The following is a 20975-nucleotide window of genomic DNA, read 5'->3' on the forward strand; positions in this document are numbered from 1 at the left end:
AGGCTGGAACCATGCCTCAGCGCCGATCGCACGTCGCCCCGTCCGCCGCGCAGACCGAATTGGCATCGGCGCTCGCTGCTCTGCGCGAGTCGATGGATGCGCCCCTCGACTTCCCCGACGACGTCATCGCCGAGGCGGAGGCCGCGACCGCCGTGGTCCCGGAGCTCGATCTTCGCGAGATCCCCTTCGCCACGCTCGATCCGGAGGGCTCCCGAGACCTCGACCAGGCCTTCCACCTCGAGCGCGCCGGAACGGGGTACACCGTCCGGTATGCGATCGCCGACGTCCCGGGGTTCGTCGTCCCCGGTGGAGCCGTGGACGTCGAGGCGCGCCGGCGAGGACAGACCCTGTACGCCGCCGACGGCACGATCCCGCTCCACCCGCGCGTGTTGAGCGAGGATCGCGCCTCGCTGCTCCCCGACGTCGACCGTCCGGCGCTCGTCTGGATCTTCGAGCTCGACTCCGCGGGCATCGTCTCGGACTTCCGTCTGCAACGCGCCCTGATCCGCTCGCGCGCGCAGCTCGACTACGGGACCACCCAGGATGCGCTCGACCGCGGAGAGGACGGGCCCGCCGCGCTGCTGCCCGAGATCGGTGCTCTGCGGCTCGAGCAGGAGCGACTGCGCGGCGGGGCGAGCCTGAACCTGCCGGACGAGGAGGTGGTGCGCGGAGACGACGGCACCTACGCGATCGAACGTCGACGCCCGCTTCCCGTCGAGGAATGGAACGCCCAGCTCTCGCTCATGACGGGGATGGCCGCTGCCACGCTGATGCTCGACGCCGGAGTGGGCATCCTGCGGACGATGCCGGAACCGGATGGAGCGGCCTTCGACACGTTCCGACACCAGACCGAAGCTCTCGGCCGCCCGTGGACCTCCGGCGCGTACGGGGACTATCTCCGGGCCCTGGACCGTACCGACCCGTTGACCCTCCCGGTGCTGGAAGCCGCGTCATCGCTGTTCCGTGGCGCCGGGTATCTGGTGTTCGACGGCCAGGCGCCGGACGATGCCGTGCAGGCGGCGATCGGCGCCCCTTACGCGCACGCGACCGCTCCCCTGCGCCGCCTGGTCGATCGCTGGGTCCTCGCGCTCTGCCTCGCGGTGTCGAACGGCGAGCCGATACCCGCGTGGATCCGTTCCTCGCTCGCACAGCTTCCCGCACTGATGCAGGAGTCGGGACAACGGGCGTCGCGGCTGAACGCGGCGACGATCAACAGCGTGGAAGCCGCGCTCCTCACGCCTCTGATCGGCTCGACGGTCGATGCCACCGTGATCGAGCTGCGCGGAGAGCGCGCTGCCGTCCAACTCACCGAGCCGGTGGTCACGGCGACCGCGCCGATTCCCTCAGAGGCACGACCGGGCGACGTCGTCCGGCTTCGCATCATCAGTGCCGATATCGGCACGGGAGAGGTCGAGTTCGCTCTCTGAGCACCCCGGCGACGAGGCCGCGGAGTCTCGCTTTCGTCGTTACATGATCACCGACCTGCTCGACGACCTGCGCGACGCGACAGACGCACTCGAGCGACAGATCGTGGCGGGTCTGCTCTTCGAGCGGATCGCAGAGCTGATGCTCGTGGATGCCGGTCGGTGGACTGCCACCGGCAAATGGCTGCCCCGACGGCTGCGTGATCTGAGCGACAGTCGCGCCGAGAGGTTGAGCGCTCCGCTGCTCGCCGGTGATCTCACTGCCTTCGCCGATCGCGTCGAAGACGAACTGAGGCGAGCGGGCGGCCGCGTGCAGGCGGGGTTCGTCCGCTGACGTCAGCGCCCGGGAGCCGCCACGGTCGTCATGACCAGCAGCTGAGGATCGCTCAGGTCCAGGCTCACGACGATGGAGGCGAACTCCGAGAGCGACTCCGCGTGCGTGCCCCCGCAGAGGATCACGGCCTCTCCTTCCGGGAGATCGCAGTGCCAGCGCCGCCGATCGACGATCGTGGGCCCTTCCGTCACGATGCTGCTCACAGCACCTGAGGCGACCCATGCCGCGAGCTGCTCATTGATCCGTCGCTCGCGCTCGGACAGGGTCGTGGCGAAGGTCTCGGTATCGAAGCCGGCCCGGCGCAGGCTCTTCCCGAGCCGGTACTCGTCGACAGCGCCATCTTCGTGGATGCGGCTGGACTGGTTGGCGCGACCCTCGAAGTCGGGGTTGCCGAGAGCGTCCTCCCCCGGTTCCTTGCGCCAGAGATCGGCGAGGGCCAGATCGAGCGCCAGCGAGGCGACATGGCATGCGGTGTGCCCGCGGCTGAGTCCGGCACGACGAGCGGCGTCGACGGTAAGGTCGGCTCGAGCGCCCTCCGTGAAGGATGCCGGGGCGGCCCCCTCGATCAGGTGACCGACGAGCCAGGTCCAGCCCTCAGCACCGCGCTTGACGGGGATCGCGCTTCCCACCGCGAACTCCCCCTCGTCCGAGATCGCGGCCATGACGGCTTCGACCACTCGGACGGTGTCGTCGCCGACGGCGATACTCCCTGTGTCACCCGGCTGGTCGGGCCAGGTGTGGTCGACCGGGTGGAAGGGCGTCTCGTCGACCACGACGATCGTGCCCTCGGGCGTCTGCTCCACGCGGGCGATGACCCCGTCTCCGGTCACGGTCCCTGTCGGGAAGGTCACGATGGTGGGCGTCGACATGGTTCTCCTCGGATACGACGTCGGGGTCTCGAGATGGCGGCGCGTTCGACGCCCGCGGACCTCGGTCAGATCGGTCAGTGGGACGGCGGAATGGTGAAGCTGGCGAGCTTGTCGCCGTCGACCACGAAGATGCCGTCGGACTCGCCGTTGAAGACCCGACTCGCCCAGCCGAAGCGGATGCGCGTGGTGTCTCCCTCGGTCGTGGCCGTGAGCACGGTCATACGCGCGCCGGCACCGATCGCATCGCTGCCCGCCCATGCGCGGACCCCGTCGGAACCGGCCTTGACCGTGCCCCAGTCGCTGACGAACCCGTCGGCCGTGAAAACGGCGACGAACGCATCCGTGTCCGCGGCGTTGATCGCGTCGATCATCGCCCTGACGGGAACAGGGAGGGTGGAATCCGACATCTCGTGCTCCTCGCCGCTCAGACCGTGACGACCTGGGCGGTGCCGAGCGGCGCCTCTGGGCCCATCTCGGCGGCGATCCGGTTGGCCTCTTCGATGAGAGTGGCGACGATGTCCGCCTCCGGCACGGTCTTGATGACCTCGCCCTTCACGAAGATCTGGCCCTTGCCGTTGCCCGAAGCCACGCCGAGATCGGCCTCGCGAGCCTCACCTGGACCGTTGACGACGCAGCCCATCACCGCGACCCGCAGGGGAACGGTCATGTCCTTGAGGCCTTCGGTGACGTTCTCGGCGAGCGTGTACACGTCGACCTGTGCGCGACCGCACGAGGGGCATGAGACGATCTCGAGCTTGCGCTCGCGGAGGTTGAGCGACTGCAGGATCTGGTGGCCGACCTTGACCTCTTCCGCCGGCGGTGCGGAGAGAGATACCCGGATCGTGTCGCCGATCCCCTCGCCGAGGAGGATGCCGAAGGCGGTGGCGCTCTTGATCGTTCCCTGGAAAGCGGGTCCGGCCTCGGTCACTCCGAGGTGCAGCGGCCAGTCGCCCCGCTCCGCCAGCTGACGGTACGCCTTCACCATCACGATGGGGTCGTTGTGCTTGACCGAGATCTTGAAGTCGTGGAAGTCGTGCTCCTCGAACAGCGATGCCTCCCAGACGGCACTCTCCACGAGTGCCTCAGCGGTGGCCTTGCCGTACTTCGCCAGGATCCTGCGGTCCAGCGAGCCGGCGTTAACACCGATTCGCAGGGAGACACCGGCGGCCTTGGCGGCCTCCGCGATCTTCCCGACATTGCCGTCGAACTCGCGGATGTTGCCGGGGTTCACTCGCACCGCACCGCACCCGGCATCGATGGCCGTGTAGATGTAGCGCGGCTGGAAGTGGATGTCAGCGATCACCGGGATCTGGCTCTTCATCGCGATGATCTTCAGCGCATCGGCGTCATCCTGGTGCGGTACCGCGACACGCACGATCTCGCAACCCGACGCGGTGAGCTCGGCGATCTGCTGGAGCGTCCCGTTGATGTCCGTCGTCTTCGTGGTGGTCATCGACTGCACGCTGACGGGAGCGTCGCCGCCCACGAGAACCTTGCCCACCTTGATCTGCCGTGACTTACGGCGCGGGGCGAGGACTTCGGGGATCTTCGGCATTCCGAGGTTCACTGCTGGCACCCCTCAAGACTACGCCGCCAGGATGCATGTGGGCTGGACGGACGCACCTACCCTGGAGCCATGGCAGTCATCCTCCTCACCGGCTTCGAACCGTTCGACGGCGCAGAGCGCAATCCGTCGGCGGATGCGGTGAACGCGGTGGCGGTCGACTACGAGGGACCGCACGAGCTCGTCATCGCGACTCTTCCTGTCGCATTCGAGTCATCCGCCCAGCGGCTTCGCGCCCTCATCGCCCGACACGCACCGGACGTCGTCATCTGCACCGGGCTCGCCGGCGGAAGCGCCCACGTCGCGGTGGAGCGCATCGGCGTGAATCTGATGGACGCGCGCATCCCCGACAACGACGGCGCCCAGCCGATCGACGTTCCCAGCGAGGCGGGCGGTCCCGAAGCGCGGTTCTCGACACTTCCCGTCAAGCATCTGGTGCAGGTCATCGACGCGGCGGGCATCCCTGCCCGGTCCTCGCTGTCCGCCGGCAGCTACGTCTGCAATCACGTGTTGTACACCGTGCTGGGGGCGGTGCGCCCCGACGCCGTCGCCGGGTTCGTGCATCTTCCCTGGTCGACGGCGACCGCGCCGTCCGTCTCTCCTCATCTGAGCGAGGAGCAGCTGGCTCGCGCCGTGCGCCTGGTCGTCGATCACGCCCTCGATGCCGAGACGAAGGAGCCGGGCGGCAGCATCTGGTGACGTCATGCCGCGCGGGTCATCGCGGCCGATGTGGTAGTTTCGGCCCCATGCTCGCGAACTTCACCTGGTGGCCCGCCTTCTAGGCGGTGTGTTCGCGTTCCCACGAATTCAGACCGCCCCCGGGGCGGTCTTTTCGTTGCGCCGAGCCGGAGCACAGCACAGGAGATACTCATGACCCTCTCGCGACTCGCCGAGCTCCGCGCCGATCCGACCGCGTCCTTCGTCCTCATCGCCCGCGATGGAGCCGACACCGTCGAGCTGCTCAGCGGCGACGTGCGGGATGTCGACCTGCTCGCCGATATCCCCCTCGCCGTCGACGGCACGCCTCGTGAGGTGTTCGCGATGGTCCCCTACCGCCAGGTTCGCGAGCGCGGCTTCGTCGCCCAGGACGACGCCGCACCGCTGCGGTGCGTGGTCGTCGACGAGCACCTGCACCTTCCGACCGCCGAGCTCCTCTCCGCGCTGCCGAGTGAGCCGGTCGCCTTGCACGACGAGGGCTTCGACATCGCCGACGCAGAGTATGCGGCGATCGTCGAGAACGTCATCGCGGACGAGATCGGCCGCGGAGAGGGCGCGAACTTCGTCATCCGCAGGGACTTCACCGCGAATGTCGACGTCGATGACCGGACGGCGGCCCTGACCTGGTTCCGTGCGCTGCTCACACACGAGCGCGGTGCGTACTGGACCTTCGCGGTCTTCACCCCCGGTCACATCGCCGTCGGCGCCAGTCCCGAAGCGCATGTGGTCGCCCAGGGCGGCATCGTCACCATGAACCCGATCTCCGGAACCTTCCGTCACCCGGCGGGTGGGGCGACGAAGGAGACGCTGGTCGACTTCCTCGCCTCCACGAAGGAGACCGAGGAGCTGTTCATGGTCGTGGACGAGGAGCTCAAGATGATGAGCGCCGTCTGCTCCGACGGAGGACGGATCACCGGTCCGCACCTCAAGGAGATGTCGCGGCTCACGCACACGGAGTACATGCTCCGCGGACGCAGCACGCTCGACCCCCGCGACATCCTGCGCGAGACCATGTTCGCTCCCACGGTCACCGGCTCGCCCATGCAGAACGCCTGCGCTGTGATCCGTCGTCACGAGCAGAAGCCGCGAGGCTACTACTCGGGTGTCGCGGCGCTGTTCTCCCCGAACGCGGACGGCGGCCATGACCTGGACGCCCCCATCCTCATCCGCACCGTGTATCTCCAGGACGGCGCGCTCAGCGTGCCTGTCGGAGCCACGCTGGTCCGACACTCGGACCCCATGGGCGAGGTGTCCGAGACGCACGGTAAGGCCGCGGGTGTGCTCGGTGCCATCGGGGCGATCGACCGCGATCATGTGGCCGAGGCTCGCAGCGATGCGGACGCTCCCGGTGACGCGCACGCCCTCGCCGACGACCCGACCGTTGCCGAGCTGTTGGAATCACGAAACGCGCGCCTGGCCGAGTTCTGGCTCAACCCGCAGGGCGAGGAATTCACCGGTCCGTTCGCCGGACGCTCCGCCGTCGTCGTCGACGCGGAGGACCGCTTCACCACCATGCTCGCGCACCAGCTCCGTCATCTCGGACTCGCCGTGAAGATCGTGCCCTGGAATGACGCACAGGATGCCGACCTGGATGCCGCCGACCTGGTCGTCGCGGGCCCCGGCCCCGGTGACCCGCGGGATGCGCAGAGCGCCCGCATCGCCAGGATGCGCGACGTCGTCACCCGTCGCCTCGACTCCGGCATGCCGCTGCTCGCCGTGTGCTTGAGCCACCAGATCCTCGCCGACCGCCTCGGCATCGCCCTGACTCCTCTCGACGCACCGCACCAGGGGCTGCAGAAGTCGGTCCCGGTGTTCGGCGAAGACGCATCGATCGGCTTCTACAACACCTTCACCGCGCGTGTCGCCCCGGGCACGAGCGCGGTCGGCGACGCCGAAGTGTCCGCAGACGCGGATTCGGGCGATGTCTACGCGCTCCGAGGAGACCGTTTCGCCTCCGTGCAGGGGCATCTCGAGTCGATCCTCTCGCGAGACGGCATCCGGACGCTCGAACGCCTCGTGACCCACGCCCTCGCCTGAGGCTGACGGTCGCGGGCTGTCCGCTGCCAGCGTGTCGGCACTGTCGGCATGTCCGCCGCGGCAAGGCCGAGGTCCAACGCGCCGGGAAGAGACACCCCGAAGGAATCAGCCGAGCAGGTTCACCGGGTTGAAGAGGTCGGCGACCAGGAGCAGGGCACCCATCGCGATCAGGGCCACGGCGACCACCACGGTGAGCGGTACGAGCTTGGTCGCGTCGACGGGTGCCGGCGGGGGCCGACGGAAGAGCTTGGCCCATGCGCGCTTGATCCCGTCCCACAGCGCGACCACGATGTGGCCGCCGTCGAGCGGGAGCAGCGGGATCAGGTTGAACACGAACAGCGCGATGTTCAGCGAGCCCAGCAGCCCGAGCAGGAACGCGAAGCGGTTGAGGATCGGCGCATCGGTCGCGGCGACCTCGCCGGCGAGGCGACCGACGCCGACCACGCTCAGCGGGCCGTTCGGATCGCGTTCACCGCCGGTCACGAGGGACACGCCGACATCCCAGAGACGCACAGGGAGCGTGACGATCATCGATGCGACGCGCGCCGTGCTGTCCGCAGCCATCTCCGGCCCCGCGGTCAACGGCTGCTGCACGTATCCCATCTGCGCGCCCATGCCGACGTAGCCGACCTCCTTGACCACGGGCTTGCCTGCGTCGTCCAGGATCGGCTGGCCACTCGCATCCGTGATCGTGCGTTCCGCGGCGATCGGCGTGAGATTCAGCGACTTCTCGGCTCCGTCGCGCCGCACGACCATGTCGATCGTCTCACCCGGGGACGCCTGCACGATCGCGGTGGCCTCGGCGAAGGTCGACACCGGCTTCCCGTCGACCGACACGATCACGTCGCCCGGTCTGATGCCGGCTTCCGCTGCCGGAGACGCGGGATCATCCGGCGTGCACTCGGTCGCTGTGGAACCCGCCGGGACCACGCACTCGGTCACCGAAGCGATCGTGGTCGTCCCCTGCTGCACACCGATGCCGGACAGCAGCACGGTGAAGATCACCGTCGCGAGCACGAGATTCATGGCGGGCCCGCCGAGCATGACGACGACACGCTTCCACACCGGCAGCCGGTAGAAGACGCGGTCTTCGGCGCCTTCTGCGATGGTCTCGTCGTTGGCACTGCGAGCATCTTGGATCAAAGAGCGGAAGACGCCCGACGCCGGACCGGAGTTCTTCGATGCCGGATACATGCCCGACATCGAGATGAAGCCCCCCAGAGGCAGCAGCTTGAAACCGTACTCGGTCTCACCGATGCGCTTGGACCACAGCCGCGGGCCGAAGCCGATCATGTACTGGCCGACGCGCACGCCGAAGAGCTTCGCGGGGACGAGGTGCCCGACCTCATGCAGGCCGATCGACAGCCCGAGGCCGATCAGCATGAAGAGGATGCCGGCCAGATAGAGCAGGAATTCCACGTGCCAACGTTAGTGCCCCCAGCTAGGAATCCGCCCGGCGCTGCGGCACGACTAGGCTGTCAGCGTGAATGCCCGGCATCTGCGACTCGTGCGTGCTGCCGCCGTCTCCTCCGTGGCGACACTGCTCGCGGCGCTGTCCCACACGCTCGGGGGCGGTGCGGCTCCGCATGTGCTGCTGATCGTCGCGGTCACGAGCCTGATCACCCCGCTCGCGGCTCTCCTGGTCGGAGTCCGACAGTCACGCGCCAGGGTGGCCCTCGCCGTGTTCCTCGGGCAGGCCGCCTTCCACGTCGTGTTCCAGGTGCTGGGGTCGCCCACCGTGGCGGCGCCGATCGCCGGCGGTGGACACGCCCATCACCTCGACCTCTCCCTCCTCGCATCGCCGTCCCCTGCTGCGGCCCCCGGCGCGCTCATGCTCTCGGCGCACCTCGTCGCGGCTGTGCTGACCACGCTGCTGGTGTGGCACGGCGAGGCGATCGTCCGGGTGGTCGCGCGCTGGGTCGATGCCCTCCTCCGACGTGCGTCCGCAGTGGTGCCCGCGCTGCACCGCCGTCCGGCGCGTCTGCGCTCGATGGTCTTCTCGCCGTTCGACGCCGCGGTCTCGTCCGCTCTGCCGCGACGCGGACCCCCTGCTCTCCTGCGCGACTGATCCGTCGCACTCGAACACGCCACCCGGACACGCGTGGCATCCCTTTCGCGGAGACGCGCCATCGGCGTGCCCGCACATCGATCAGGAGATCTCATGACCCGCAACACCCGTACCCACCGTCTGCGCCTCGCCACCACCGGCCTCGTCGGCGGCCTTGCCCTTGCCGTCACCGCACCCCTCATGGCCGGAGCGCACGTCGGGGTCAGCCCCGACGAGCTCGCCGCCGGGGACCACGGCGTCCTCACGTTCTCGTTCTCGCACGGCTGTGAGAACTCGCCGACGACCGCGCTGCGCATCACGATGCCAGAGGGTCTCGCGTCCGTCTCACCGACCATGGACTCCGACTGGGACATCCAGGTCGAACGGGGCGACGACGGTCTCGTCAGCGCTGTCACCTACACCGCGGTCGCGCCCGTTCCCACGGATCTCCGCGGCGCAGTGAGCATGGGCGTCGGACTGGATGAGGACACACCGGACACTCTGGCGTTCCCCGTCGTGCAGACGTGCGTCGAGGGTGCCACCGAGTGGACGCAGCTCGCCGAGAACGGCGAAGATCCGCACAGCCTCGATGCGCCGGCGCCGGTCGTCTCGGTGACCGCTGCCGCAGCGGACGGACACGGTGAGCACGCCGGATCCGATGCCGCGGCGGAGGCCTCGAGCCCGGCCACGGCGTCCGACCCCCTGGGCGTGGCGCTCGGAGCCGGAGGGCTGCTTGCCGGCTTCGCCGGACTGGTCGTCGCGATCGTCGCCTACCGCCGTCGCGCCTGACCGTGGGAGCGGCCTCTCGTGCTCCGGGATCCGGCGCGCGAGAGGCCGCTCGCGAGGGGTTCTCACCCCGGTCATGAGATCATTGATGCGCCATGTCGATTGAACAACAACCGAGCCTGCCTCCCGTGCTCCGCCCCGCGAACCCGCCCCGGCGTGAGCTGTCCGAACTCGCCTCCCGCTTCGCCCGCACCGTCCGCGGCGATGTCGACGGCGTGGCCCTCACCGGCATCACCCTCGCCACCGCGGACCTGCGCCCCGGCGAGGCGTTCGTCGCGATCCAGGGCGTCAACCGGCACGGCGCGGACTTCGCCGCGACCGCCGCCGAGAAGGGCGCCGTCGCCGTCATCACCGACGAGGCCGGAGCGGTCATCGCGGAGTCCGCCGGCCTCCCGATCCTCGTGGTCGACGATCCTCGCGCGGTCCTCGGCGACCTCAGCGCCTGGGTCTACGGCACCGGCGCGGACGATCCGCTTCCTCTGCTGTTCGCGACGACCGGGACCAACGGGAAGACCAGCGTGTCCCACCTGCTCGAGGGCATCCTCGACCAGATCGGCGTCGTCACCGGACTCTCCTCCACTGCGGAGCGCCACATCGCCGGCGAGGTCATCGTGTCGCGCCTGACCACCCCCGAGGCCTCCGAGATGCATGCACTGCTCGCTCTCATGCGGGAGCGAGCGGTCGAGGCCGTCGCCGTCGAGGTCAGCGCGCAGGCTCTCTCCCGTCACCGCGTCGACGGCATCCTGTTCGATGTCGCCGGATTCACCAACCTCAGCCACGACCATCTCGACGACTACGCGGACATGGAGGAGTACTTCGAGGCGAAGCTGCCGCTCTTCCGTCCCGACCGCGCCAAGCGGGGCGTCATCTGCCTCGACTCGCCGTCGGGAGCGATCGTCGTCGAACGTTCCGAGATCCCCGTCGTCACGGTGGGCACTCCGTCGATCGCCGCCGACCCCGAGGCCGCCCGCGCCGCGGACTGGGTCGTCGTCATCGACGACGAGCGTGCGGCCGGAACCACGTTCACGATGACCGGTCCGGCCGGCTCCCTCACGACGACGGTCCCGGTGATCGGTCCGCACATGGCCGCCAATGCGGCTCTGGCGATCGTGATGCTCCTCGAGGGCGGCTATGCCTGGGATCGCATCACCGAGGCCCTGACCCGCGACGGCGGCATCCGCGCCTATCTGCCAGGACGCACGCAACTGGTCTCCGGCGACACGGGCCCCGCGGTCTTCGTCGACTTCGGCCACTCCCCCGACGCGTTCGAGAAGACACTCGCCGCCGTCCGCCGCGTGACTCCCGGCAAGGTGCTGATGCTGTTCGGCGCCGATGGCGACCGGGACGCGAGCAAGCGGTTCGACATGGCGCGCACAGCCGTGGAGGGCAGCGACATCCTCGTCGTCACCGACCACCACCCCCGCTTCGAGGACCCCGCATCCATCCGGGCCACTCTCATCGACGGTGCACGCCGCGCGCGACCGGACGCTGAGATCCATGAGGCCTCACCGCCGGAGAACGCCATCGTCACCGCCGTCGGCCTGGTCGGCGACGGCGACGCCATACTCTGGGCGGGACCGGGTCATCAGGACTACCGCGACATCCGCGGTGTCCGCACTCCCTACTCCGCACGCGAGCTCGCCCGTCGTGCGCTCCGCGCGGCCGGGTGGCCCGTTCCCGACTCCCGCTGGCCCGTCCCCTACCCCGACGAAGACTGATCGGGATCACCGGGGCGCACCCGCGCTCCGGTGCCGACGTGCAGGACGATGCGACGAGGATGCCCCCCGCGGTCAGGCCGCAGCGATCATCCGGTCCGCCGTCGCGCGCGCCCAGGCCTCCGCCTCGGCGAGCGTCTCGACGGTGAGCACATCGGGCGCGTCATGCGCGTCGACGACGCGGGCGATGGTGTCGACGATCCCGAGGAACGAGAGCCTGCCCTCGTGGAAGGCGTCGACAGCCTGTTCGTTCGCCGCGTTGTAGACCGCGGGGAACGTGCCGCCGGCGCGTCCGACCGACTTCGCGAGAGCGACGGACGGGAAGGCCTCGCCGTCGAGCGGTTCGAACGTCCATGAGGTCGCAGCGGACCAGTCGAGCGGTCGCCCTACGCCTCCGACGCGGTGCGGCCAGTCCAGACCGAGCGAGATGGGCAGGCGCATGTCGGGCGGTGAGGCCTGTGCGATGGTGGACCCGTCGATGAACTCCACCATCGAGTGCACGATCGACTGCGGGTGGACCACGACCTCGATGTCGTCGTAGGCGATGTCGAAGAGCAGATGCGCCTCGATCACCTCGAGCCCCTTGTTCACCAGGGTCGCGGAGTTCGTCGTGACCATGCGTCCCATGTCCCATGTCGGATGCGCGAGCGCCTCCGACGGAGTCACCTGGGTCAGCTCGCCACGGCTGCGTCCTCGGAACGGGCCGCCGGACGCGGTGACGACGAGACGGCGCACTTCGGCATGAGTGCCCGCGAGCAGAGACTGCGCGAGGGCCGAGTGCTCGGAGTCCACCGGGACGATCTGTCCGGGGGCAGCGGCGGCGAGCACCAGGTCGCCACCGACGATGAGGGATTCCTTGTTCGCGAGGGCGAGAGTGCGGCCCGCCTTCAAGGCGGCGAGCGTCGGCCCGAGTCCGATCGAGCCCGTGATGGCGTTGAGCACCACATCGGCTTCGACGTCACGGACGAGCTGCTCCGCCTCGACAGCACCGAGAGCGGTGGATTCGACCTGGAACTGCGCGGCCTGCTCCTCCAGCAACTCGGCGTTGGAACCAGCGGCGAGACCGACCAGCTCGAAGCGACGAGGATTGGCACGGATCACATCCAGTGCCTGGGTGCCGATGGAGCCGGTGGAGCCGAGGACGATGACGCGACGCATACCGCCAGCCTAGGTCACGCCCGCGGCTCCGCAGCGGCTACTGCTGAGCCTGAACCGGTGTCGTCGCGAGGATGTCGACGACGAACACAAGGCTCTCCTTCTGCAGTTCGTGTCCCTCGCTCGCGCCGTACCCGTCGGAGGGCGGCATGACGACGACGACCTGCGAGCCGACCTTCTGACCCTCGAGCGCCTTCTGGAAGCCCGCGACGACGCCCGTGGTCTGGAACTGCGTCGGAGCGGCATCGCGGCTCCAGCTGGAGTCGAACTCCTTGCCGTCGGACCACTTCACGCCCAGGTACTGCACGACCACGAGGTCGCCCGTGCCCACGGTCGCACCATCGCCCTGCTTGAGGACGGCGACCTTCGTCTCGGTCGGCGCGTCGCCGTCCGGGATCGTGACGGTCGGAGCGCCCTTGTCGTCGAGCTTCACCGTCGGCATGCCGGGCGTCGGGTCGACCGGGGTGCCCGTGGCCACCTCCGGCAGCTTCTCGACCGCCTCCGCATAGACGACCTTGTTCGTGCCGCCGTCACCGAAGACCTTGCCGGGCAGCGCGAGCACCACCTGTGTGCCGAGCGGCTGGCACTCGAGCGCGGCGATGAAGAGCGACGCACTGTTCTGGTCGAGGAGGACGGAGGCCTCGCCGCCTTCGTTCCGGGCGGAGGAGTCGACCACCTCGCCGGTCGCGGCATCCACGATCTGGAACTTCACGCCGACGAGATCGTTCGCGAGCACCTCATCGCCATCGCCCTTGGCCACGATGGTCCGTTCCACGTCAGCGAAGGCGGCATCGGCGGGGACGGTGATCTTCGCGTCGTCACCTTCGCCATCGACCGTCACCGCATCCGACGTCTCTCCGGGCTGCGCGTTCAGCAGACACCCGCTCGACGCGGACGGCGAAGGGGTGCCCGAGCTCTCGGGCGCACCGCCACCGGCACAGCCGGCCAGCAGGAGGGTCGCCGCAGCGACAGTGGACAGGACGAGGAGCGGACGCTTGCGCACAGTGAGACCTCAGGATCGCGGGCGGGAACCTCCATCCTGCCTCATACCCCTTTGCCCGCGCTGGGAGGCGCGGCGCAAGTCTTCATTCCCACGCCGGCATGGATCCGGGAGTAATCTGCTCTGATGACCTCTGAGCAGTCCGTCGAGCCCGAAGCCTCGTCAGAAGAGGAATCCTCACCCGAGACGACTGCGAAGCCCCGTCACGCCGGGTTCGCCTACACCCTGGGGCGGAGCCTCATCACCCCGCTCGCTCGTCTGGTCTATCGGCCGCGGATCGAGGGGCGAGAGAACGTGCCGCTCGAAGGCCCCGTGATCTTCGCGAGCAACCACCTCTCGTTCATCGACTCGATAGCGATCCCGGTGGCCGCGCCCCGCCCCGTGCACTTCCTGGCGAAGTCGGCGTACTTCGAGGGCACCGGCTTCAAGGGCTGGATGAGCAAGACCTTCTTCGAGTCGATCGGCGCGATCCCCGTGCGCCGGGGAGCGGGACAGGCCGCGCTCGATGCCCTCGACCTCCAGCGCCAGCTCCTCGATGAGGGCCTGGCCGTCGCCCTGTACCCCGAGGGCACCCGCTCCACCGACGGTCGTCTGTACAAGGGCCGCACGGGAGTCGCGTTCCTCGCGTTGCAGACGGGCGCTCCGGTGGTCCCGGTCGGACTCATCGGCACCGACAAGGTGATGCCGGTCGGAGCGAAGATGCCGACGCTCAAGGAGCGCATCACGGTGCGCTTCGGCGAGCCGCTCGACCTCTCGCCGCACGGCCCGGCCACCAGCGGGCGCGCTCGGCGCCTCGCGACCGACCAGATCATGGCCGCGATCCACGGCCTCTCCGGCCAGGAGCTCGCGGGTGCGTACAACGAGGCTCCCGCGCAGGGAACCATCGAGAAGATCAAGCAGGCTCTTCCGCACGAGCGTCGCTGACCGTCCCGTCGTCGCGATCGCGGCGCGGCTCAGGAGAGAGCGCTGACCCTCGCCTCGTGACGCACGGGGAAGTTCATCGAGTTCGCGATGAAACACCATTCGTTCGCCTGGGTGTGGGCGCGTTCCGCAGCCTCGATCATCGACTCCTCGGCGACGACGACCTCAGGATGCAGCATCACCTCGACGAACGATCCTCCGCCCGCTCCGTCCTCGCGCATCATTCCTGTCGCCCGGTCGCGATAGGACACCACCACGACGCCGGCCGTGACACACGCGTGGAGGTAAGACAGCAGGTGACACTCGGAGAGCGACGCGAGCAGCAGGTCCTCCGGATTCCAGCGTGACGCGTCGCCGCGGAAGGGCTTGTCCGCGGAGGCGAGGAGATCGGGCTTGCCCTCGATCTCGATCGTCACATCGCGTCGGTAGTCGCGGTATCCCGTTGTCCCGGTACCGGTGTTGCCGGTCCAGGTCGATGTGAGCGCATAGCGGTGTTCGCCGAGAGTGCGAGGACTGGTCTCTGCCATGCGACCAGTCTGTCAGGCTCGTCCGACGCGACGCGAGCAGCCTCGCACGCCGAGCTAGAGTTGACGGGTGCTGGAGACTCTCACCGTTCAGGATTCCGTGGAACTCGCCGTCGTCGAGCGGAGCGGATTCGTCGAATCCCGCCACGCCGGCGCGGCCGTCGTCCTCTCCCCCGACGGAGACATCGTCGCCCTCCACGGCAACGCCGACGCCCTGATCCTGCCGCGTTCGAGCCTCAAGCCGCTGCAGGCGATCGCCTGCGTCACGGCGGGCGCCGTCCTCGAGGGCGAACAGCTCGCGCTCTCGACGGCGAGCCATGTCGGCACCGATCGGCATGCGTCCGTGGTGCGCGACATCCTCACAGAGGGCGGACTGACAGAGGACGACCTGGGTTGCCCCGCGTCGTGGCCGAGCGACTCCTCGACGCGCGATGAGCTCGTGCGCGAGCACGGTGAGCCCACGCGCGTGCGCATGAACTGCTCGGGCAAGCACGCCGCGATGCTCCGCGCCTGTGTCGCGACCGGCTGGCCCACCGACGGCTACCTCGACCCCGCCCACCCGTTGCAGCAGCACATCAGGGACGTCGTCGAGCGCCTCACGGGTGAGAAGATCGCGCACACCGCGATCGACGGGTGCGGCGCGCCCGTACATGCGACGACCCTGACCGGTCTCGCACGCGCGATCCATCGGATCGGAACGGCGTCCGACCGCTCGCCGTTCGCCCTGCATCGCGTCGCCGGTTCCCTGGTTCGCGCTGTACGGGAGAACCCGTGGACGATCGAGGGCCCGGGTCGCCCTGACACGATCGCGACGGAGAAGCTGGGCGTGTTCACGAAGCACGGCGCCGAGGGCGTCATGGTCATGGTCTCCCCGAACGGGACGACGGTGGCTCTGAAGATGCTCGACGGCGCGACTCGTGCCTCGACGATCGTGGCCGCCACCCTCCTGGCGCGCGCGGGCGGTCTGACCGATGCGGATGTGGCCGCCCTCGGCGAGGCTCTCCCCCTCACTGTGCTCGGCGGCGGCGCCGACGTCGGTGCCATCCGCCCTGGCGCGGGCATCTGACCGGGAGCCCCACCTCCGACCTCCCAGAGCTCCTCACGGCGACAGCTCGGCCACGTGCACTCTTCGTGGCAGCTCAGCCCCGATCACGGACCACGCTCGACCCGCATGCGGACGGGCGTACGGGGGCAACTCGCGGGCGCCGATCAACTGGCGGAGATCAGCCGGACGCTCGCAGCGGATGAGGACCTCGCCCAGGGATCGCACCCGTTGCCATAGTGTCCAGTTCCGCTGCCAAGCCTCCGCATCGCCCACCACGACGCACGGCCGATCCGTCTCCGCCGGCTCCGCCCCCGGTTCCCTCACCTCGCAGTCCGGATGCGCGCGACGCAGACGGGCGATGACCTCCTGGGCCCCGGCGGTGACGATCGCTGTGAGCGCGGACGTCGGCCGCCACACCGCTGCCGTCTGGTCCGCGGGCCGATGGGACTCCGTTTCGTCGGCCCACGCCAGCTGAACCTCCTGATCGCCGATCCTCGCGCGCCCCGGAGCACGATCACGAAGGAATCCGGACGGCTCGCCTCCTGCCGCCAGATGCTCCAGCTTCGTCGACATACGCAGCAGCGCGCGACGCGGCAGGAGATCGAGCATACGTCCCCAGGCGCCGCTCGCCCTGGCCGCGGTCACCACGAAGGTCGTGCCGTGGGCCGTGCGAAGCACCTGCTCCCAGCGCTGGACGAGCTGATGGCCGTACTCCGGCGGCAGGCTCCCCACCAGCACATCGACATCGTCGCAGAGAACCACGGTCGGAGGTCGCCGGCTGCCGTCCGCCCATGCGGAGAGCAGATCCCACGCCTCCTCGGCATCGCCGGACATCCATGAGGTGTCATCGCACTGGGCTGCCACAGTCCTCAGCAGTGTGGTTCGGCCGGAACCGGGCCCGCCCAGAACCGCGATCCCCCGTTCGCGCCCGCATTGCAGGAGAACCGGAGGTTGCGCCTGCCGGTCGGGGTCGTCAGCGCGTCCGATGACCACGGTGTCGGACCCCACGCCGGCCTCGCCGAGGAGCTCACCGAGTGGGAGAAGCGAGGGCAACGACGGCAGCCAGGGACTGGACGGCTGACCTCCTGCCGCCCATCGCTTCGCCACCTCTCGGAGGTCGGATGCCTCCGTCAGGGCGACCCGCAGAGCGAGGGCCTCCTGGTCCGTCGGTCTCCGCACCAGAGCGAGCCCCCGTGATCCCGGGTCCCCGGGGAGCGCTGCTGCCGCCTCGCTGCCGAGCATCAGCCGGCTGTCGGCAGCGTCGCTCACGCGGAGGCTGATGCGAAGGGGGCAGTTCGCCGCCAGGGCATCTCTGACCACACCGGAAGCTCGCTGCGTGCCGAGGATCAGATGCATGCCGAGCGCACGGCCACGGGCGGCGATATCGGTGAAGACCGCGCCCAGGTCGGCGTGCTCCGCGAGCAGCGCTGCGAACTCGTCGACGACGATCACCAGCCTCGGTATCGAGACCTCCCGCACATCGCGAGCCCCCGCCGCCGCGAGCAGTGCCTCCCGTCGGCGGAGCTCCGCCGTGAGGCTGGAGACGCCACGTCGTGCCCCCGCGTCATCGAGATCCGTGATGACGGCGACGACATGCCGAAGTGCACGCAGCGGCTCGAACGCGGTGCCGCCCTTGAAGTCCGCGAGGACGAAGGTCACCCGGTCCGGCCCGTGTACCGAGGCCATCGCGGCGACCCAGCTCACGAGCAGTTCACTCTTCCCCGTCCCCGTCATGCCGGTCACGAGCGCGTGAGGACCGTCGTCGACGATGTCGACCACGATGCTCCCCCGCTCGCCCCGGCCGATCGCCGCCGCCAGCCCTTCCACCTCGTGCGGTTGTTCGAGTTCGCGAAGCGCCACCGAATCGGGAGGCGCGCCTGCCTCGTCACCCCGGTGCGCGATCTCGCTGGACAGCACTTCGGCCTGCCTCGAAGAGAGGAACTCGACGGCGACGGCTGTCATCCCGCTCGCCGTACGCAGCGTTGCGAGCCCCGGCTCCACGATGTCGATCACCGCCGTGACACCCTCCGGCACCTCCTCACCGGGAGCGGCTGTGCAGATCAGCGCGTCCGCGTCCGGTCTCTCCCCGGCGCAGGGCCCGACCCCCAGCCGGAACGCCCTGCGACGAGTCCGTCGTGCATGGGGCAGGCCGCCGAGTCCCCAGCCGACGAGATCGACCTCGAGGAGGTCGACGCCACCTGTCGGAACGAGCGAGAACTGCGCGGACCCGAAGCGTAGACACAGCTGCAGGATCAGAGCTCGCGCGGCGGCGGCCGTCAGCGGACCCGCTCCTCTGAGACAGATCCCTCCCCCCAGCGGCACGACGACGGGCGCGGCGTCGATGACACGGCATCGTTCGCGGAAGGCTCGTCCGCGCTCATCTTCGCCCCGGTGCAACGGACCTCGCTCGTTGTCGGGCCCGAGCCGACGACGACCCAGGTCTCCTCATCGACGGGTTGCGTTCCTCGAAGCGGGGATCGCACGATGCAGGTCGCGGTGTCAGGGCGGCGCTGCCACAGCGCCCTGCGCTCCTCGCTGTGACGGCGGACCAGCTCGGCCTCCGCCGTGCCCCACCCCTCCTCGATCTTCTGCTCTCCGCGTCGCCGCTCCCGACGCCGGAGGCGAGCCGCGTCCACCAGCGATGCCCCGATCATCAGGGGCCCCAGTGCCGCGAAGCACAGAGCCAGGAGCGAGCCCGAGATCGACCACAGCACCACGCCGGCGGCGATCGGCACGATAGCGGCCAGGAACGGCACAGGAGCGCGGTGATGTGGTGCCTGCGCGGACGGCAAGGCGATCGGGAGGGAATCCATGCCCTCGAGTCGATCGCATCGCAGGCCGTGGGCGAGCAGTCTCCACAGCCTCAGGACACTATTGAGCGGTGTCCTCGATCGGGGAGGAGGAGTCGTCCTCAGACGTTACCTGGACGATGATGAGCGTCACGTTGTCGCGACCGCCGTTCTCCAGGGCCGCCGCGAGCATCGCATCGACGGCCGCCCCCGGGTCGTCGTGCTCGCGGAGGAAGTGCTGGATCCCGTAGTCGGTGAGCTCCTTGGTGAGCCCGTCGGAGCAGACGACGAACCGGTCACCGGGTCGCACGTCGATGGAGACGTAGTCCGGCGCCGTGAGTTCGCTCGCTCCCACCGCGCGGGTGATGACGTTGCTGTAGGGGTGCCCTTCGGCTTCCTCCGGGCTGAGCTTGCCTGCCGTGATCAGTTCCTGCACGACCGAGTGATCCGTCGTGATCTGCACCAGCTTGTCATCCCGAAGGAGGTAGACGCGGGAATCGCCGATGTTCAAGGCGATCCACTGGGCCTCGTCGCCCTCGGTATCGAGGTAGACGCCCGTGAGCGTGGTGCCCGTGCCCTCGTCGGTGGTCTCGGGGTGGTCGGCGATGTCGCCGACAGCCAGCTCGAGTGCGCTCTCGATCGACGGGCGATCGACCTTCCCCGACGAGACGATGGCCTGGAGGCGCGACACCGTGCTCTGACTCGCGATCTCGCCACCGGCATGGCCGCCCATGCCGTCTGCGACGATGAACAGCGGATAGTCGGCCAAGAAGGCGTCCTGGTTCGTCTCGCGACGGCGCCCCTGATCGGTGATACCGGACCAGGAGAGCAGCAGCGTGCGCTGCGCAACCGTGATCCGTTGCGTCTTCGTCTCAGCCACGTGCTGCCTCCGATGGGCCTGCGGCGGGTCGGACGGTCGCAGGATACTCACAACACATCGTAGTAGAAGTCACGTACACCGCGATCACGCTCGTGCGTCCGGAGCCGCCGACGAAGGCAGCGAGCCCGCGAGAACTGAGCCGAGAAGCAAGATGTGACCGGGCGTGCCTGCGCGGTACGGGGACGAAAGCATATCGTCCACGTTAGCGGGCGCTGCGGGTGGAGAACCAGCCGGAACAGCACAGAGCCCCCGACAGGAGTCGAGGGCTCTGTGCCAGACGATGCCATCTCGTCAGATGATCACGCCGGCGGCTGTGTGGGATCCGTGGGCGGAGTGGTGGGCGAAGCCGGCGGTGCGGCGGGCGGAGCCGTCGGGGGCGCAGGCGGCGCGGGCGGGGTGGACGGTGCCGCGGGCGGAGCCGACGGTGCCGCGGGCGGAGCCGACGGTGCCGCGGGCGGAGTGGCCGGAGGGACCGGTGCGCCGGTTGCCGGTGCAGCAGGCGGCGCGTAACCGGGCTGTGCAGGCGGCGCGTAACCGGGCTGTGCAGGCGGCGCGTAACCGGGCTGTGCCGGCGGGGCGTAGCCCTGCGGGCCGGGCTGAGCGTAGCCCTGGGGCGAACCGTAACCAGCGTTGGGAGCTGCAGCCGATGCCTGAGCGGGGATGCCGTCCCAGACCGTCCGGTCTCCGAGCAGGCCGTTCGCTGCCCAGGACGCGGGCTGGATGGCCGGGTTCCACCGCGACTTGTCGAAGGCGTTGATACCGAGCCACACCGGCGGCAGGAAGAAGTAGAGCACGACCCAGACGGCGTCCTTCTGCAACTTCAGACCGACGCGCCATGCGGCGATCAGGTCGATGACGCGACCGGCGATGCCGACGAGCGGGAGGATCAGGAACCAGCCGAGGAACGGGATGATCGCCCCGACGATGCCGGCGCCCATGAGGTACAGGACGAGCCAGGGGCTCAGATCACCGAGCTTGTAGAAGATCATGGTGCTGTAGACCGGCACCCAGGCGCGCCACTTGCCCTGCACGCCTGCCTTCTCGAAGATCGTCATGTAGAACCACGAGTAGAGCGCGTAGATGGCGAGTGGCAGGATCGTGTAGACCAGGATCAACGCGACGACCGCGCCGCCTGACAGGCCGTCATAGCCGTAGTAGTCGTTCATGG

Annotated in this window: 20 protein-coding genes; 9 read left to right on the forward strand and 11 right to left on the reverse strand. The window is 69.2% G+C overall.

Features of this window, described 5'->3' with window-relative positions; all coding sequences use genetic code 11:
- The first annotated feature begins 11 nt into the window (after window positions 1–11).
- Both MOX01_RS12530 and MOX01_RS12535 read left to right on the forward strand, forming a co-directional pair.
- Entirely contained in the window at window positions 12–1427 is a 1416-nt protein-coding gene (locus MOX01_RS12530) for an RNB domain-containing ribonuclease (RefSeq protein WP_061016566.1), read from the forward strand.
- Window positions 1428–1470: 43 nt separating this feature from the next.
- Window positions 1471–1758, forward strand: a complete 288-nt coding sequence (locus MOX01_RS12535; protein ID WP_141369963.1) for a hypothetical protein — start codon at window positions 1471–1473, stop codon at window positions 1756–1758.
- A 2-nt stretch (window positions 1759–1760) separates the two neighbouring features.
- Here MOX01_RS12535 and MOX01_RS12540 read toward each other — a convergent pair whose 3' ends face one another.
- The 3 genes from MOX01_RS12540 to ispG form a co-directional block, all read right to left on the reverse strand.
- The gene (locus tag MOX01_RS12540) at window positions 1761–2627 is read right to left on the reverse strand and encodes an alanyl-tRNA editing protein (RefSeq protein WP_058631278.1); all 867 of its coding nucleotides are present in this window, start codon (window positions 2625–2627) and stop codon (window positions 1761–1763) included.
- A 74-nt stretch (window positions 2628–2701) separates the two neighbouring features.
- A complete protein-coding gene (locus tag MOX01_RS12545; protein ID WP_061016570.1) occupies window positions 2702–3034 on the reverse strand; it encodes a nuclear transport factor 2 family protein in 333 nt (110 codons plus the stop codon).
- 17 nt (window positions 3035–3051) lie between these two features.
- Window positions 3052–4182 (reverse strand): flavodoxin-dependent (E)-4-hydroxy-3-methylbut-2-enyl-diphosphate synthase, encoded by a 1131-nt coding sequence (gene ispG / locus MOX01_RS12550; protein WP_045265366.1) that lies wholly within the window; start codon window positions 4180–4182, stop codon window positions 3052–3054.
- Between the two features lie 81 nt (window positions 4183–4263).
- Here ispG and MOX01_RS12555 point away from each other — a divergent pair, with 81 nt between their 5' ends.
- Together MOX01_RS12555 and MOX01_RS12560 are read left to right on the forward strand one after the other, a co-directional pair.
- Entirely contained in the window at window positions 4264–4890 is a 627-nt protein-coding gene (locus MOX01_RS12555; RefSeq protein ID WP_141369965.1) for a pyroglutamyl-peptidase I, read from the forward strand.
- A 171-nt stretch (window positions 4891–5061) separates the two neighbouring features.
- On the forward strand, window positions 5062–6945 hold the full coding sequence (locus MOX01_RS12560; RefSeq protein WP_113681553.1) for a chorismate-binding protein: 1884 nt from the start codon (window positions 5062–5064) through the stop codon (window positions 6943–6945).
- Between the two features lie 105 nt (window positions 6946–7050).
- Here MOX01_RS12560 and MOX01_RS12565 read toward each other — a convergent pair whose 3' ends face one another.
- A complete protein-coding gene (locus MOX01_RS12565) occupies window positions 7051–8364 on the reverse strand; it encodes a M50 family metallopeptidase (protein WP_113681552.1) in 1314 nt (437 codons plus the stop codon).
- A gap of 64 nt (window positions 8365–8428) precedes the next feature.
- Between MOX01_RS12565 and MOX01_RS12570 the strand changes: the two genes are divergently transcribed.
- The 3 genes from MOX01_RS12570 to MOX01_RS12580 all read left to right on the forward strand — a co-directional run bounded on the left by MOX01_RS12570 (window position 8429) and on the right by MOX01_RS12580 (window position 11496).
- Complete coding sequence (locus MOX01_RS12570) at window positions 8429–9013, forward strand: hypothetical protein (protein WP_141369967.1); 585 nt, start codon at window positions 8429–8431, stop codon at window positions 9011–9013.
- Between the two features lie 93 nt (window positions 9014–9106).
- Window positions 9107–9781: a YcnI family copper-binding membrane protein gene (locus MOX01_RS12575; RefSeq protein ID WP_058631282.1), complete on the forward strand. Its 675-nt coding sequence runs from the start codon at window positions 9107–9109 to the stop codon at window positions 9779–9781.
- A 92-nt stretch (window positions 9782–9873) separates the two neighbouring features.
- Window positions 9874–11496, forward strand: a complete 1623-nt coding sequence (locus tag MOX01_RS12580; RefSeq protein WP_174799783.1) for a Mur ligase family protein — start codon at window positions 9874–9876, stop codon at window positions 11494–11496.
- 72 nt (window positions 11497–11568) lie between these two features.
- Here the strand turns inward: MOX01_RS12580 and dxr are convergent, their stop codons facing one another.
- Together dxr and MOX01_RS12590 are read right to left on the reverse strand one after the other, a co-directional pair.
- Complete coding sequence (dxr, locus tag MOX01_RS12585; RefSeq protein ID WP_141369971.1) at window positions 11569–12651, reverse strand: 1-deoxy-D-xylulose-5-phosphate reductoisomerase; 1083 nt, start codon at window positions 12649–12651, stop codon at window positions 11569–11571.
- A 37-nt stretch (window positions 12652–12688) separates the two neighbouring features.
- Window positions 12689–13651 carry an FKBP-type peptidyl-prolyl cis-trans isomerase gene (locus MOX01_RS12590; RefSeq protein WP_141369973.1) on the reverse strand — a complete coding sequence of 321 codons (963 nt, stop codon included), beginning with the start codon at window positions 13649–13651 and terminating at the stop codon, window positions 12689–12691.
- 123 nt (window positions 13652–13774) lie between these two features.
- Between MOX01_RS12590 and MOX01_RS12595 the strand changes: the two genes are divergently transcribed.
- A complete protein-coding gene (locus MOX01_RS12595) occupies window positions 13775–14572 on the forward strand; it encodes a lysophospholipid acyltransferase family protein (protein WP_046748251.1) in 798 nt (265 codons plus the stop codon).
- Window positions 14573–14601: 29 nt separating this feature from the next.
- Here the strand turns inward: MOX01_RS12595 and MOX01_RS12600 are convergent, their stop codons facing one another.
- The gene (locus MOX01_RS12600; protein WP_058631286.1) at window positions 14602–15096 is read right to left on the reverse strand and encodes an OsmC family protein; all 495 of its coding nucleotides are present in this window, start codon (window positions 15094–15096) and stop codon (window positions 14602–14604) included.
- A gap of 67 nt (window positions 15097–15163) precedes the next feature.
- Here MOX01_RS12600 and MOX01_RS12605 point away from each other — a divergent pair, with 67 nt between their 5' ends.
- A complete protein-coding gene (locus MOX01_RS12605; RefSeq protein ID WP_141369975.1) occupies window positions 15164–16159 on the forward strand; it encodes an asparaginase in 996 nt (331 codons plus the stop codon).
- A 33-nt stretch (window positions 16160–16192) separates the two neighbouring features.
- Here MOX01_RS12605 and MOX01_RS12610 read toward each other — a convergent pair whose 3' ends face one another.
- The 4 genes from MOX01_RS12610 to MOX01_RS12630 form a co-directional block, all read right to left on the reverse strand.
- Complete coding sequence (locus MOX01_RS12610) at window positions 16193–18460, reverse strand: FtsK/SpoIIIE domain-containing protein (protein ID WP_141369977.1); 2268 nt, start codon at window positions 18458–18460, stop codon at window positions 16193–16195.
- The gene (locus MOX01_RS12615) at window positions 18415–18951 is read right to left on the reverse strand and encodes a hypothetical protein (RefSeq protein WP_141369979.1); all 537 of its coding nucleotides are present in this window, start codon (window positions 18949–18951) and stop codon (window positions 18415–18417) included. The genes MOX01_RS12610 and MOX01_RS12615 overlap by 46 nt, the downstream gene beginning before the upstream one ends.
- Window positions 18952–19009: 58 nt before the next feature.
- Window positions 19010–19807, reverse strand: coding sequence for a PP2C family protein-serine/threonine phosphatase (locus MOX01_RS12620; RefSeq protein ID WP_046748247.1), 798 nt, complete (start codon window positions 19805–19807; stop codon window positions 19010–19012).
- Between the two features lie 299 nt (window positions 19808–20106).
- Window positions 20107–20973, reverse strand: a complete 867-nt coding sequence (locus MOX01_RS12630) for a DUF5684 domain-containing protein (protein WP_174799779.1) — start codon at window positions 20971–20973, stop codon at window positions 20107–20109.
- Window positions 20974–20975: the final 2 nt, after the last annotated feature.

It is taken from the genome of Microbacterium oxydans, from assembly GCF_006540085.1.
GTDB classification, from domain to species: Bacteria; Actinomycetota; Actinomycetes; order Actinomycetales; family Microbacteriaceae; genus Microbacterium; species Microbacterium oxydans.

Bases quoted from the DNA above. Each gene is read 5' to 3' on its own strand.
- MOX01_RS12530 (WP_061016566.1), top strand. From the start codon at position 12: ATGCCTCAGCGCCGATCGCACGTCGCCCCGTCCGCCGCGCAGACCGAA.
- MOX01_RS12535 (WP_141369963.1), top strand. From the start codon at position 1,471: ATGATCACCGACCTGCTCGACGACCTGCGCGACGCGACAGACGCACTC.
- MOX01_RS12540 (WP_058631278.1), bottom strand. From the start codon at position 2,627: ATGTCGACGCCCACCATCGTGACCTTCCCGACAGGGACCGTGACCGGA.
- MOX01_RS12545 (WP_061016570.1), bottom strand. From the start codon at position 3,034: ATGTCGGATTCCACCCTCCCTGTTCCCGTCAGGGCGATGATCGACGCG.
- ispG (WP_045265366.1), bottom strand. From the start codon at position 4,182: ATGCCGAAGATCCCCGAAGTCCTCGCCCCGCGCCGTAAGTCACGGCAG.
- MOX01_RS12555 (WP_141369965.1), top strand. From the start codon at position 4,264: ATGGCAGTCATCCTCCTCACCGGCTTCGAACCGTTCGACGGCGCAGAG.
- MOX01_RS12560 (WP_113681553.1), top strand. From the start codon at position 5,062: ATGACCCTCTCGCGACTCGCCGAGCTCCGCGCCGATCCGACCGCGTCC.
- MOX01_RS12575 (WP_058631282.1), top strand. From the start codon at position 9,107: ATGACCCGCAACACCCGTACCCACCGTCTGCGCCTCGCCACCACCGGC.
- MOX01_RS12580 (WP_174799783.1), top strand. From the start codon at position 9,874: ATGTCGATTGAACAACAACCGAGCCTGCCTCCCGTGCTCCGCCCCGCG.
- dxr (WP_141369971.1), bottom strand. From the start codon at position 12,651: ATGCGTCGCGTCATCGTCCTCGGCTCCACCGGCTCCATCGGCACCCAG.
- MOX01_RS12595 (WP_046748251.1), top strand. From the start codon at position 13,775: ATGACCTCTGAGCAGTCCGTCGAGCCCGAAGCCTCGTCAGAAGAGGAA.
- MOX01_RS12600 (WP_058631286.1), bottom strand. From the start codon at position 15,096: ATGGCAGAGACCAGTCCTCGCACTCTCGGCGAACACCGCTATGCGCTC.
- MOX01_RS12615 (WP_141369979.1), bottom strand. From the start codon at position 18,951: ATGGATTCCCTCCCGATCGCCTTGCCGTCCGCGCAGGCACCACATCAC.
- MOX01_RS12630 (WP_174799779.1), bottom strand. From the start codon at position 20,973: ATGAACGACTACTACGGCTATGACGGCCTGTCAGGCGGCGCGGTCGTC.